Annotated in this window: 9 protein-coding genes; 4 read left to right on the top strand and 5 right to left on the bottom strand. The window is 46.5% G+C overall.

Annotated features, from left to right (window positions below; genetic code table 11):
* Positions 1–33: 33 nt before the first annotated feature.
* The gene (locus IC612_RS00320; protein WP_194738177.1) at positions 34–2,994 is read right to left on the bottom strand and encodes a tetratricopeptide repeat protein; all 2,961 of its coding nucleotides are present in this window, start codon (positions 2,992–2,994) and stop codon (positions 34–36) included.
* A gap of 212 nt (positions 2,995–3,206) precedes the next feature.
* Between IC612_RS00320 and IC612_RS00315 the strand changes: the two genes are divergently transcribed.
* Positions 3,207–4,892 (top strand): APC family permease, encoded by a 1,686-nt coding sequence (locus tag IC612_RS00315; RefSeq protein WP_194738176.1) that lies wholly within the window; start codon positions 3,207–3,209, stop codon positions 4,890–4,892.
* Positions 4,893–4,900: 8 nt separating this feature from the next.
* Positions 4,901–5,200 carry a DUF962 domain-containing protein gene (locus IC612_RS00310; RefSeq protein WP_194738175.1) on the top strand — a complete coding sequence of 100 codons (300 nt, stop codon included), beginning with the start codon at positions 4,901–4,903 and terminating at the stop codon, positions 5,198–5,200.
* 55 nt (positions 5,201–5,255) lie between these two features.
* On the opposite strand, the gene IC612_RS00305 is transcribed toward IC612_RS00310, so the two are convergent.
* Positions 5,256–6,179 (bottom strand): SPFH domain-containing protein, encoded by a 924-nt coding sequence (locus tag IC612_RS00305; protein WP_194738174.1) that lies wholly within the window; start codon positions 6,177–6,179, stop codon positions 5,256–5,258.
* Positions 6,180–6,252: 73 nt separating this feature from the next.
* Entirely contained in the window at positions 6,253–7,608 is a 1,356-nt protein-coding gene (dgt, locus tag IC612_RS00300) for a dGTP triphosphohydrolase (protein ID WP_194738173.1), read from the bottom strand.
* A 50-nt stretch (positions 7,609–7,658) separates the two neighbouring features.
* Between dgt and IC612_RS00295 the strand changes: the two genes are divergently transcribed.
* Complete coding sequence (locus IC612_RS00295) at positions 7,659–8,747, top strand: hypothetical protein (protein WP_194738172.1); 1,089 nt, start codon at positions 7,659–7,661, stop codon at positions 8,745–8,747.
* A gap of 59 nt (positions 8,748–8,806) precedes the next feature.
* Here IC612_RS00295 and gcvP read toward each other — a convergent pair whose 3' ends face one another.
* Both gcvP and IC612_RS00285 read right to left on the bottom strand, forming a co-directional pair.
* The gene (gene gcvP / locus IC612_RS00290) at positions 8,807–11,662 is read right to left on the bottom strand and encodes an aminomethyl-transferring glycine dehydrogenase (RefSeq protein ID WP_194738171.1); all 2,856 of its coding nucleotides are present in this window, start codon (positions 11,660–11,662) and stop codon (positions 8,807–8,809) included.
* A gap of 310 nt (positions 11,663–11,972) precedes the next feature.
* Positions 11,973–12,599 carry a J domain-containing protein gene (locus IC612_RS00285; protein ID WP_194738170.1) on the bottom strand — a complete coding sequence of 209 codons (627 nt, stop codon included), beginning with the start codon at positions 12,597–12,599 and terminating at the stop codon, positions 11,973–11,975.
* Positions 12,600–12,689: 90 nt separating this feature from the next.
* On the opposite strand from IC612_RS00285, the gene IC612_RS00280 reads away from it, so the two are divergent.
* Positions 12,690–13,727, top strand: coding sequence for a hypothetical protein (locus tag IC612_RS00280; protein ID WP_228512810.1), 1,038 nt, complete (start codon positions 12,690–12,692; stop codon positions 13,725–13,727).
* Position 13,728 lies beyond the last annotated feature (1 nt).

Raw genomic sequence — 13,728 nt, 5'->3', positions numbered from 1 at the left:
GTGCCCAAAATCTTTGGGGGCAGTAATCAATTTCTATTTTATTTTACTTTTCAGCGCGCGCGCCTCGGCAACCACATCGGGATAATCACCATAATTTTCTATAATCTGATCAATAGTGTAGCTGGCCTGGTAGTTGTCTTTTAGTCCTATGTAGTTGCTGGCAAGTACTACCAATGCTTTGGCGCCCCAGTACTGTTCGGAAGCATAATTGTTGGCTAGGCGGAATACGGTCTCGTTGGAGCTCTTGTAGGCTTTAGCTTTATTTTGATAGAACGCTTTTGCATAAAGAGCCTCTGCTGCAACCTCAGTGTTTGAAGAGCGCTCAAGGGGCTCGTATGCTTTTCTAGCCATCTCATCGCGTCCTCTATGCATAAGAGACCGGGCCTCGATTGCCTGCGCCAGTTCTCTGATAGACTGTGGATTACTGGTGTCTTGAAGTACCCGCTGGGAAAGTAGTTCGGCCTCCTTCCAGTTTTTCTCGAGTGCGGCAAGCTTCATGAGCTCCACCAGGGCGTAGCTGCGTAGTGCCGGAGCACTTGCTTTTTCCAGTGCGGTAAGCACTGGTTTTGCCTGCTCGTAATTCTCCTCTCTTAGGTAAATCTGCGCAAGGCGTCCCTGCGCCTGCTCGGTATAGTCGTTGGGTGAAGTAGTGATTGCCTGGAACACCAAAACCGCTTTTGAATACTGCTGTGTGTAGTAGAAACTTTCTCCCAGTTCAAACTGAGCCTGGGCCAGGTTCTGCCCGGAAGGATTTTCGATGAGGTACTTTTCGTAGAGCGGAATAGCCTGCTGGTACTTTTTCTCCGCATAGAGCGCTTTTGCAGCACTTAAACTGATCTCCTCAATGGCGCCCTGATCCAAGGCAACACCTGCCCGCTCGGCCAGTGCCTGGTACCCTTGCACATCACCCTTTTGAAGATAGAGTGGACGCGCCGCAAGTACGACTCTTTGTGCCACCGCAGTATTTTTATATTCCAGTGCCAGGTCTTCGAACCGTTTAAGCGCTTCATCATTTCGGTTTTGGTCCACAAGGTTCTGCGTACTGTAAATGCGGGCATTGGCTATTAACTGCATGTCGGAGGATTCCTTCTCTACCCTGCTAAAATAAGTTTCTGCATTTTTGTAGTCTTCGTTCGAACTGTAGGCTACCCCTAATTCGTAGAGCGCATCCCCTTTGTAGGTTGAATCCGGATAGCGATCCACCAATTCTTTTAGGTGCTGAATCTTAGCCATGGAATCGCCTTTGAATCCAAATGCCATGGCTTTCTGATACAGGGAATAGTCCGAAAGATTTTCGGTCTCCTCGTAAATGGCCAGGGCTTCCGAGAGTTTATTGTTGGCATAATAGGTGTCGGCAAGGCGAAGTCTTGCATCCTGTAAAAACTCCTCTTTCGGATTGCTTAGATACAGGGTGAAATAACGTTCCGCCAAATCAAACTGCTTGTTTTTGAAATAGCTGTACGCCAGGTCGTAAGCAAGCTGCTGACTTTCTTCAAACTGCTTGCCCTCTAAGGCCAAGAATCCCTTTTGTGCCTGCTCGTACTGTTGTTTCTGATAATAGGTTTGCGCCAGCCAGTACTGAGCCCTCAAATTGAATTCGGTATTAGCTTTGTGTTCAAGGGAGCGGAGAAAATAGGCCTCGGCGGCATCCATATTACCTTTGTTAAACTCCTCGGTTCCTAGAAGGAAGGAAACTTCCTGGTCAATCTTATCGGTAGTAGGGGTCGAAGAGGGTAATCGGTCTATGGCCTCGAGTGTTTCTTTATAATTTCCGGAATAGAGGTAGGATTTTACCAGCAATGCACTGATCTCTGTGCTTGCCTGTTCCCCGGGATAGTTTTCCAAATAGTTTTGCAGTACGGTAGGGGCTGCCTCGAAAGGATTTCCTATATCGTAGGAGAGTTTTGCATATTGTAGGTGGGCCTTCTTTTTCACATCCGCATCGTAGGACATTTGGTACGCGGAACGAAAGGCCGACAAGGCCTCAAGTTTCTGATCGGCCTGTAAATAGGCATTACCTAATTGGTAGTACGCATTTTGTGCCAGTGGCGAATCGGTGTTGACGATTCGGTTGTAGTACGAGACCGCTTCCGGGAAGTTACCTATCTGACTTGCCACAAAACCCATTTGGTAGAGATCGCTATGCGTAGGCTCTGGTGTGAAATCCACATAATGTTTAAGGTGTGGATACGCCTGAGTATATTCATTCTGCATGAAATAGCTCTCTCCAATTATCTTGTGTACCTCGGCGCGGTACTCCTCTGAAAGCACGTCGTTCAGTAAGGAAGTACCCGCTTCTATGGCCATATCGTACTGCTTTTCATTGTAGTGTAGCTGCACGTAATAAGGCCTAACCAAAGCACTGTAGGTAGGCTCGTCTCTTAACTGCTCGAAATACGTGAAAGCCTGTTGGTTTTCTCCCTGGGCATAATATAGATGTCCCAGCATATAGGCTATCTGGGAACGGGTCTGTCCGAAGCTCTGGGCATAGGCTTCCTGCAATGCTTCAGTGGCGCCGGCCGTATCCCCGGTCATGAATTTGCTGTATCCGAGTTTAAGGACATAGCGCGCATTATCTTCACGGGACAACTGGTATTGATTGATGTCCAGTAGTATGTCGAGTGCTTTGGAGAATTCTTTTTTTGCCAGGTAGTAGTCGGCCAGAGGCATGCTGGCCTGGGCGAAATAAGCCGAATTAGGATACTGCAAGAGAAAAGCATCCAGTCCCTTCTCTGCGTACTGTTTTTCCAGGACTACCCCAATGACGTTATCAAAAAATTGGGCTGCTTCTTTTTGGGAGTTGGAAAGGGATTGGTTATAGAAATACTGTCGGGCATATTCATGCTGCGCAGCCTTGTAAATTTTAGATTGGAATAGATTCTCCGCCAGTTGGAAACGGTAGGCTTCGCGGTCGGTAAAGAAAGAGGATTGTTGCCCTTGCGCTTGAGCGGCAAAAAAGAGGCCCGCAATTAGGGCTAAACGATTCGAATTCATGTTTTAACACTTAAAAAGTTAATCACATTTGATCAACGAAAGTATAGAAAACTTCTTATCTATGCAAGTTTTGGGTAGGTTGTTAGTTTGTGGATAACTGTTAAAGTTATCTAAAAATTCGGGCGAGCAACCCCATAGGTAATCCACCACCCTCGGGGGTTTTTAACCAATAAAAAACATTTTTACTTACATTTGTTTTTTTCAACAAAACTATGAACCAACTTTTCAGAAGAAAAACCTACGATGCCAACGACCAGTCCACGAGTCTTCGTCGCGTACTGGGCATCTGGGACATTGTCTTTTTTGGACTCGCCGCAATCATTGGCGCAGGTAGCTTCAGCAGCTTGGGGGAAGCTATTTTTCGCGGAGGCCCAGGAGTGCTGTCCCTGTATATCATCTGCGGTTTTGCTTGTGCTTTTACCGCACTATCCTACGCCGAGTTCGCTAGCCGCATTCCAAAAGCCGGGAGCGCATACACTTATGCGTATGCCAGCTTTGGGGAACTTATCGCCTGGATCATAGGCTGGGCCCTGATCATGGAGTACTCCTTCGGAAATATCTATGTGGCCTTCTCCTGGAGTGATTATTTTACCAGTTTCTTGGAGCGTCTGGGCGTGCATGTCCCTGACTATCTTTCTACCTCGTATCCCGAGGCGCGAAAGGCCTACGAAGGGGCATCTGAGAATAAAGACCTTATCAATGCTTGGAATACGGCGCCCATGCTCGGGAATTTAAGGGTTATACTGGATGTACCCGCCCTTATGATCAATGCACTAATCACAGCACTGGTATACATAGGTATTAAGGAAAGTAAAAATATCAACAACCTACTGGTCCTACTTAAACTGGCAGTGATAGCTCTAATCATTTTTGTAGGTATTGGGTATATAAATACAGAAAACTGGACGCCCATCAGTGCAGAGGGAGAGCCCAGTTTCATGCCCAATGGATTCTCCGGTGTGATGGCGGCGGTATCGGGCGTATTTTTTGCCTATATAGGATTTGATGCACTTAGTGTACTCTCTGAAGAGACCAAAAATCCGCAAAAGAACCTGCCTCGTGGTATGATCATCGCCTTGGCGTTAAGTACCCTGGTTTATATGGCCCTCACACTTATTCTTACCGGAATGGTGGACTATCGGAAATTCGACGGAGTGGGTGATCCCTTAGCGTTTATCTTTGCTCCAGAAAATGCCAACATGCCGTGGATGGAGTTTGCAGTGGCAGTGACTGCCATCATTGCAATCACTTCTGTGCTACTGGTTTTTCAGATGGGACAGCCACGCATATGGTATGCCATGTCGCGCGACGGACTGCTACCTAAAAAATTTGCAACTATTGACCCTAAATACAAAACCCCATCCTTTGCTACCGTGATTACTGGAGTAGCAGTGGGTCTGCCTATTCTATTTACCGATAAGTCCTTCATACTGGATTTTACCAGTATAGGCACCATATTCGCCTTTGTACTGGTCAATGGAGGTATCCTTCTCATGCCGCGTAAAGAGAAACTCACAGGACGCTTCCATTTGCCTTATGTCAATGCTAAATACTCCTTTCCCGTCTTGTTTTTAGGAGGGCTGTTTGGATTCTACTATTGGCAACCTGAATTTTTCCATCATCTGATGGACTGGCACGATCCTAATGAAGGGGAGTTTCGACTTTCCGTATTTCTTTTTATTGTGATTAATCTGGTTCTAGTGGTACTGGCGTTTCTCAAGAATTTGAACCTGCTTCCATTACTCGGGTTAAGTTCGTGTCTGTATTTACTGACAGGGATGACCCACGACAACTGGTTTTGGTTCGGCATTTGGTTCGCTATCGGTTTGATCATCTATTTTTTCTACGGTATGCGCAATAGTAAACTGGAACAGGATTTGAATGGAGATTTGAATTAAATCCCCTTATGACTAAACCTGCCCAAGATTTTGAAACATTTTATAAATCCTACCTCTCAGCCCATACAAAGCTTGCCACACGCATAATACATATGCTTTCGCTGGTCTTGGTAGTGTATGTAGTAACCTATGTACTTCTGTCGGGAAAAGAGCGGTTTTTATTTTATGTACCCCTAGTGGGATTTGGTCTTCCCTGGCTTTCCCATTTACTCTTTGAAAAGTCCAGACCGGTAGGCACCAAAGCGCCCTTATGGACCTTTCGCGCGGGACTGCGTATGGCAAAAGAATTAATTAGGACCGGACATTAAAAAAGGGCTTTCGCGTGGTGCGAAAGCCCTTTTTTTTTGCTTGTTACGGTGCTTTCTACCGTTTGGGAGAACCCTGTAAATTAGCTTTATCCAGATCCGCGAACTGCTGGGTGGCAGCCATGGACACTACCAAATCGTTCAGCATATTGCTGGCAGCAGTTGGAGAATTGGGCAATAGAACTAGATTACTGCGGTTGTTGGCGCCTACTGAGTTAAGAGTATCGTAATGCTGCGTAACTACTATCAGAGCAGAAGCTTCGGCTGCATTAATATTTACATTGTTTAACATCTCTACCGACTCCTTAAGCCCTTTTGCAATTTCCCTTCTTTGGTCCGCAATACCTTGCCCCTGGAGTTTCTTGGACTCCGCTTCGGCTTTTGCCACGGCAACGATACGGATGCGCTGCGCTTCGGATTCGTATTCAGCAGCTGTTTTTTCACGTTCCGCGGCATTTATTCTGTTCATTGCGTGTTTTACCTGTTCATCAGGATCGATATCCGTTACAAGCGCCTTGATGATGTCGTATCCGTAGCTCTGCATGGCATCCTGCAATTCGCCTTTTACTGCAATGGCAATGTCGTCTTTTCTTACAAATACGTCGTCAAGCTTCATTTTTGGCACCTCTGCGCGAACTACGTCAAAGACGTACGAGGTAATCTGTCCTTCAGGATATTCCAGTTTATAAAATGCATCGGCGACTTGTTCGCGAATGACCTGGTACTGAACTGATACTTTCATCTTTACAAACACGTTGTCGAGCGTCTTGGTATCGATAATCACGTCCAGCTGCTGAATACGCAAATTGATGCGTCTGGAAATTTGGTCAATTAGTGGGATTTTCAGGTGAAATCCCGCATGTCGCACCGATTGGAGCTTTCCAAAGCGCTCCACGATGGCTGCGGTTTGCTGCTTGACTGTAAAAAAAGAAGCAAACAAGATAATAAGGCCTATAAAGACCAATATTGCTACGTAAGACATAATTAAAGTGTTTTCGGGGTTAAAAGTGTTTCCTGTCTAAAGATACGATAAAATTGCAGAAAAAAGACGGTCCTTACATGGTCATACCAATATCGATCCCTTTAATTTTGCGGTATAGGTCGGTAGCAAAATTATCGGTCATCCCGGCTACAAAATCCACTACGCCTAGTACCTGCTCGTAGAGGGAGGCCTGGGGATAGAGAAACTGCGGGGGAATTAACTCCAAGGCAATTCTATCATAGGATTTACGCTTTTCTACTGGCTTAATGACGCAAGGAATGAAATGGTCCAGAAGTTCGTACATTACATTATATCCTGCATTTTCAATTTCCACTACCGAGCGGTGGCGGTAGATCTTCTCACGGGAAAACTTCTGTATGGCCCCTATGGCGGGATTCTCCCTACTGTAGGTATCCACAAGAGACTCCGAGAGGGTTCCGTTTAAAATAATGGGAAGTTGCTCTTTATAGAGTTCTACAGTGGAGGAGACAAGGGTATTGATCACCTTTGCCCGAAGGTAAGAAATCCTTTCGTTGGCATTGGTAAGAACACCCATACGCTGTTTCACTCGGGAGTGGTCGCTTTGGCTACCCTTTATCAGTTGAAGAAACAGGTCTTCTACATCGCTGGTTGATACAATACCCAAGCGGTGGGCATCCTCCATATCGATGATGTTGTAGCAAATATCGTCTGCAGCCTCCACGAGCCACACAAAGGGGTGGCGTTTAAATACCAACGGTGCAGAACTCTCCATTAGCATACCCGTTCGGTGGGCCATTTCCATAAATACCTGCTTTTGACTCTGGAAAAATCCAAATTTCTTCCGGTGAAGCACCTTCTTGTCTTTTGCCAGGGATTCACATGGATATTTAGCAATGCAGCTTAAAGTGGACAAAGTAAGCTGTATTCCTCCCTGATCTTTACCGTTTTGTCTGTGTGTGAGTGTGCGCATTGCATTAGCATTACCCTCGAAATGCACCAGGTCCATCCACTCGCCCTCAGTAAACAAAGAGCGTAGTGCCTCTTCGTTTTTTTCAAAATAGGTGGCTATGGCATCCTCACCCGAATGACCAAAGGCAGGGTTGCCTACGTCGTGGCAAAGACAGGCTGCTGCAAGTACATTGCTTAAGTTGTGCAGATAAAACTCCCGCGAGGGAAGGTCTAAGTCGTTATAGTAGCGCGTATGAATGAATTCTCCCACTAAACTTCCAATACTTCTCCCCACCGAGGAGACTTCCAGTGAATGGGTAAGACGGTTATGGACAAAGACGCTGCCGGGCAATGGAAAAACCTGTGTTTTGTTCTGAAGCCTACGGAAAGCCGAGGAAAACACAATGCGGTCAAAATCCCTTTGATAGTCTGTCCTACTTGCCACGGAGGACGGGGCACTTCCACTTCGTGCCGAGGTATATAAGCTGTTTAAAATCATAATGCAAAGACAAAAATAAGCCTTAAATTTAAGGTAAATCCGATTTTGTAATGAAACCTCTTATTCTATGCAGTCTGCTCCTACTCTACGCTTGCGAAAAAGCTCCTACCGGCACTGCTACTACGGACACTAAGGAAGATCTCTGCTATGAAAGTAAGGAAGGAATCAATTACGACCGTCCTAAGCAGATGCCACTAGGCTATACTAAGCAACAGGCCTTTCCTGCACACATCACGGCCAGTACCTCCCCCAGCTTCCGGGCATTTTCCTATTCAGAGCAAAAGCGTCAGTTAGAAAAACAGCAGTTGGAGGAATCTACTGGCAGTGCTTCCTACAAGCAAAAATACGGGCCCCTAGAGAAGGCTCTGCCAGGATTTACCTTTCTCTCCACACAAAATGGACTAACCCTAGCAAAGAACCGTTACGGACTTTGGATTGTTCGCAGCGAAACGTCAGGACCCAAACCCTATTTCTTGGGACTTACCCCTTCCTACTATGTGGACAACCTTTACAAGAGAGATGAGCCCTTCCTAAGAGAAGACCGTATCGTATTAGACGGAGCGTTAGTTACCATGGAGCGGCTCTCGCGGGTTCCGATGCGCCCACGCTACAAAGTCTTGAAAGAAAGCCAGGAACTAAGCATACCACTCTCGACACTATTTAAGGACAGTGATGGGGACGGCTACAACGATCTCTTCGAGGAATTCCTAGGACTCCATCCACTCCGTAAAGACAGCGACGGGGATGGACTTAACGATAGTGAAGACCCTAATCCAAGATACAAACCAAGCAGCGGAGACCTTACCGGATTGTACCTGAAAATACTAAAGGAGCAGACTCCACTACGCTCTGCTTATGAATTTATAGAGATTCTAACCGATTGCCCAGACTTCCTAGCAGTCCATCCGGATCACCAGCGGCTCCTGCTTTATAAGACAGAGGACCAAGCCGCACTTAAAATGGATGTCATCGATTCGTATTTTCCCATAAAATACAGCCGAATCCAAACCTATAAGGATTACCCGGGCGTGCTCTTTATGGATTTCTCTGACCAAGTAGGCACGGGTACTCTTTCCGGAGAGAAGACCCCTAGGGGCTGGCAGACCACTAAGAAATACACCCTTACCTTTGGACTGTAAAGCAAACGCCTCCGAACTTCTCTTAGAAATTCGGAGGCGTTAAATAGTATTTAATCTGTTTACATGTATGCTTCAATAGGCTCGCACGTACAGACTAGGTTGCGGTCGCCGAACGCTTCGTCCACTCGGGATACTGAGGCAAAGAACTTTCTTTCTCTAACCCACTCCAGTGGATATGCAGCCTTCTCACGGGAATACGGACGGTCCCAAGTATCGGAGATGACCACCTGCTCGGTATGCGGTGCATTTACCAGTACATTATTATCTTTATCGGCAAGTCCTTGCACCACTTCTTCAATTTCCTGACGGATACTGATTAATGCCTCAGCAAATCGGTCAATTTCCTCTTTGGATTCCGATTCGGTAGGTTCAATCATTAGGGTACCTGCTACTGGGAAAGAAACGGTAGGAGCGTGGAAACCGTAGTCCATTAATCTTTTGGCCACATCGGCCACTTCGATACCGTACGGTTTAAACTGGCGGAAATCAATGATGCACTCATGGGCCACACGGCCCTGTTCGTTCTGATAAAGCACAGGATAATGTTCTGCCAGGACTTCCTTAAGGTAATTGGCATTAAGGATGGCATGCTCGGTGGCTTTCTTAAGGCCCTCTGTACCCAGCATTTTAATGTAGGCATAGGAAATATTAAGGACCAGTGAAGAGCCGTACGGCGCCGCAGAGATTGCCTCCAAGGCATTTTTTCCTCCAATGCGTATGTTGGGATTGGAAGGCAAGAACTCCACTAGGTGCTTGGCAACGCAAATAGGACCCACACCCGGACCTCCGCCACCGTGCGGAATAGCAAAGGTCTTGTGCAAGTTTAGATGGCAAACATCGGCACCGATATGCCCGGGACTGGTGAATCCTACCTGCGCATTCATATTGGCCCCATCCATGTACACTTGTCCTCCGTGGGTATGAACGATTTCGATGATCTCGCGGATATTTGCATCGAAAAACCCATAAGTGGAAGGATAAGTAATCATTGCCGCAGCTAGGTTTTCACTGTGTTGGGATGCTTTCTCTGCCCAGTCTACCGGATCGATCTCACCATTTTCCAAATTCTTGCACACCACCACCTTCATGCCGGCAAGTACCGCAGAGGCAGGATTGGTTCCGTGCGCAGATTGTGGAATAAGTACAATATTGCGGTGCAGTTCGCCGCGGGATTTATGGTACTCTCGAATCACCATGAGTCCGGCATATTCGCCCTGTGCCCCGGAATTGGGTTGAAGGGAAGTGGCCGCAAAACCGGTTATTTCCGATAGATCACGTTCCAGTTCTTTAATCATTTGCTGGTAGCCCCCGGCCTGTTCGGTAGGAACAAACGGATGGACACTTCCCCACTCACCCCAGGAAAGTGGAAGCATCTGGGTAGCCGCATTAAGTTTCATGGTGCACGAACCGAGCGAAATCATAGAGTGGGTCAAGGATAGATCCTTGCGTTCCAGACGCTTGATGTAACGCATAAGTTCGGTTTCCGTATGGTATTTGTTGAACACTTCCTCGGTAAGTACTGCATCGGTGCGTAGAAGCTCTTGTGGAATGCTGCCCTCTTCTTTAATGGTGAGTTTAAAGGCCTGCTTGTCTAAGAACTGCGCGAAAGCTTCCAATAGATAGTCGAGCTTTTTCACTGTGGTACTCTCGTTTATTGCTATACTTACATACCCTTCGGAAAAATAATTCAGATTGATCCTACGGTCACGCATCAGCCGCATCAAACGGCCCTTTTCCTCCTCCGAGAGGCGGAATTTTACGGTATCAAATACCGGTTCCTCTACGATATCGTATCCAAGGATAGAAAGCGCACTAGCCAGTGCGTTGGTCTTAAAATGAATCTGATCGGCAATGTAGGCAAGACCCTTAGGCCCGTGGTAGACGCAGTACATACCTGCCATCACGGCTAGAAGTACCTGAGCGGTACAGATGTTCGAGGTAGCACGCTCCCTCTTTATATGTTGCTCCCTGGTCTGTAGTGCCATACGCAGGGCTCTTTTCCCGTAAGCATCCTGAGAAACCCCTATGATTCTGCCGGGAATGTCTCTTTTATAGTCTTCTTTACAGGCAAAGAAGGCCGCGTGCGGTCCCCCGTAGCCCATGGGGATACCAAACCTTTGGCTGGTACCCACCGCGCAGTCTGCACCCATGGATGCGGGCGATTTTACCTTCACCAATGCCAGTGGATCACAGGCTACAGCAACCTGCAGGTCTAATTCCTTGTAGGATGCGATAAGGTCTGTATAGTCAATGAGAATACCGTTCTTTCCAGGATATTGAAGCAGTGCACCAAAATAACTACTGTCCAGTTCCATCGAAGCATGGTCGCCTTCAACGATCTGGATTCCCAATCCTTCTGCTTTCGTCTTTAAAACGGCCACGGTTTGTGGAAGTACAAGATCCGAAACAAAAAACCGGTTTGCTCCTTTTTTCTGTTCTTTAGTCCTAGAACCAAAAAACATACTCATGGCCTCGGCTGCGGCAGTAGATTCATCCAGTAGCGAAGCATTGGCAATAGGAAGGCCCGTGAGGGAGGTAATTACTGTCTGGTAGTTAAGAAGAGCTTCCAACCTGCCTTGCGCGATTTCTGCCTGGTAGGGTGTGTAGGCTGTATACCACGAAGGGTTTTCAAATATATTACGCTTAATGGCTGCAGGAAGCAGCGTATTGTGGTAACCAAACCCAATATAATTTGCAAAATCACTGTTCTTGTTGGCAAGGCTGCGTGAATGGCGAATCATCTCGTACTCTGATAGCGGTTTGGAGATATTCAAATCCTTCTCCAGCCTAATGGAATCCGGTATGGTCTGGGAAATTAATTCCTCAAGGCTATCTACGCCAATTTTCTGCATCATAGCGGATTGGTCCACCTCATTTAGGGAAATATGGCGGTTTACAAACTGTTGGGTATTCATACTTAAATCGGTTTTTTTACAAGTGAGATTTGTCTTGTAAAAATACGACAATTGTGTGGGATAAGCAACGTACCTCCACGAGCGACTAAGGAATCGCTCAACTTGTTTTGATTTATTCTAAATAAGATTTATATTTGCTGCATGATTAGCTCCATTGTACCCTTCAAAATTGCACCCCTGGCACCTGCACAAGGCTTCAATACTGAGATGTTCTGCGGAAAAAAGAACTGCTGCAAAAAATTTAAGAAAGGCAAACGTTGCAAGAAATGTCCCGGAAGATTAAAGATTTCATGATAAATATCATCTTTTTTCAACCAAATAAAAGATAGTAAAATACCACTACTGCAACCGCCAGTAGAATCCACAAAAGATAGCCGGGCTTTTTACTTTCAGGCACTTTCTCCCTGCCACGGAGTATGGGTTCGGCATCTGAGTTAGGTTGCAAATTTTCAACTACCTGCTGAAGCACCAGAGACTGCACCACAGTTTTTTTAAGCAGCGTATTGTGCACATGAAGCAGTAACTGAAATTCCCCGTTTTCAAACGAATCCACTACGATAGTCTTTTCCCCGTAGCCGCGTACCAGCCCATAGGGCAGCAACTTTACTACATCCCCGTTCAAGGTATTCCACGTGACAATGACCTTCTCGCCGGAGGCCACACGGCGTTTGCTTACCGAAAAAGACTTGATGACCGGTGGCAGCATACTTCTCTGGTGGTAGCTCAAGGCTTCGAGTTGCTGGTCGTACAGTGCCTTCTGGGCAGGCTCGGTGAGCGTCTCATACGCTTCGCGCAGCTGCATGAACCGTTTTTGAAAAAACGGATCATCCGGGTTACGGTCCGGATGGTACTTATGGGAGAGCTTTCGGTAGGCAGCCTTTATCTGCTCCTTTGTGGCAGTGGGCTCTAGGCCAAGAAAATAATAATAGTTCTTCAACGTGTATAACTAAAGCGTAAAAATACGCATTGTAAATTCTTTTAACTAATTTAGTGCCACTACCCCCAGCGGGGATCTGTAGATTCACTGATGAATATAAGCAAAAAAAAGCGGCACTTCCCGGTTTCCAGTTCTCTTAGTGCGTACCTTAAAAAATACGACCGCACGATGCGCCTTCCTATCACCTACCAGGATTTGATGCGCTACAGCGACCACTTCCCCATCCTGGACCGGGAAGGTAAGGACACGCTTTGGGAGGGGGTATTCTACGATTACAGGGAAATGGAGGAAATACATTCGGGCCTTCTGGATATTTACCAGCGCCTGCGCTCGGACGGCAACAAAGAGGCGCGCTCGCACCTTATCGTAGACAGTATTGATTACTGCACTTTTGGTAATTCCAATCCCTTCCGCATCAAAATCCGTAACCTCCACAACGACATCCACGACTATTTCTATGTAAAGAAAGCCGATGCATCACGGGTTTTTGGTTTGGAACTGGAATATCTGCTCTCTCCCAACCGAATTGATTTTCTGGTCGATTCCGATACCCTCATCGAGGAACATGTCTCGGGAATCCCTGGCGATGTGTTTTTGGACAAGTGGATGGACGAGAACCAAAATCCAAAAAGGATTGCCAAAGAGTTTGTAAAATTCAATGAACGGTGTTTCTTACGCCTCTTGGGTGACCAGCGCTCCTATAATTTTGTCATCGTACTCACTCCCGACTTTGATGAGATCAAGTACCGTATCCGTAGTATTGATTTTGACCAGCAATCCTACGAGCCGCGCGTGAATCTCTACAAGCCGCAATTCTTCAAGGAAAATTCGAAGTACGTACAGTTTGTAATGGATTATATTGATCCCTCCTCCATAAAGCAGTACCAACATGAGGAACGTTCTCTGATGAGCAAACGTATGATTGTGGCACGAGACCGAATGGAAGAGCTTTTTGCAGCCCTCTCTAAAGAGAAGCTCTCCACGGATGAGAAAATTCAGCAACTTTCCCAGGAACTGGCTAGGGAGCTTAAAGAACCCAAGTTTCTACAGTGCACGACGATGGGCGAGATTGTTCGGAAGTTACTCTACTTTACCCTAAGACAGTACGAAGATTCGTCGCAAAAATAAC

It is taken from the genome of Planobacterium oryzisoli (assembly GCF_015354315.1).
GTDB lineage: Bacteria > Bacteroidota > Bacteroidia > Flavobacteriales > Weeksellaceae > Planobacterium_A > Planobacterium_A oryzisoli.
Note: the sequence above shows the minus strand (reverse complement) of the source record. Positions and strands in the feature narration are given on the sequence as shown.

Bases quoted from the DNA above. Each gene is read 5' to 3' on its own strand.
- IC612_RS00320 (WP_194738177.1), bottom strand. From the start codon at position 2,994: ATGAATTCGAATCGTTTAGCCCTAATTGCGGGCCTCTTTTTTGCCGCT.
- IC612_RS00315 (WP_194738176.1), top strand. From the start codon at position 3,207: ATGAACCAACTTTTCAGAAGAAAAACCTACGATGCCAACGACCAGTCC.
- IC612_RS00310 (WP_194738175.1), top strand. From the start codon at position 4,901: ATGACTAAACCTGCCCAAGATTTTGAAACATTTTATAAATCCTACCTC.
- IC612_RS00305 (WP_194738174.1), bottom strand. From the start codon at position 6,179: ATGTCTTACGTAGCAATATTGGTCTTTATAGGCCTTATTATCTTGTTT.
- dgt (WP_194738173.1), bottom strand. From the start codon at position 7,608: ATGATTTTAAACAGCTTATATACCTCGGCACGAAGTGGAAGTGCCCCG.
- IC612_RS00295 (WP_194738172.1), top strand. From the start codon at position 7,659: ATGAAACCTCTTATTCTATGCAGTCTGCTCCTACTCTACGCTTGCGAA.
- gcvP (WP_194738171.1), bottom strand. From the start codon at position 11,662: ATGAATACCCAACAGTTTGTAAACCGCCATATTTCCCTAAATGAGGTG.
- IC612_RS00280 (WP_228512810.1), top strand. From the start codon at position 12,690: ATGAATATAAGCAAAAAAAAGCGGCACTTCCCGGTTTCCAGTTCTCTT.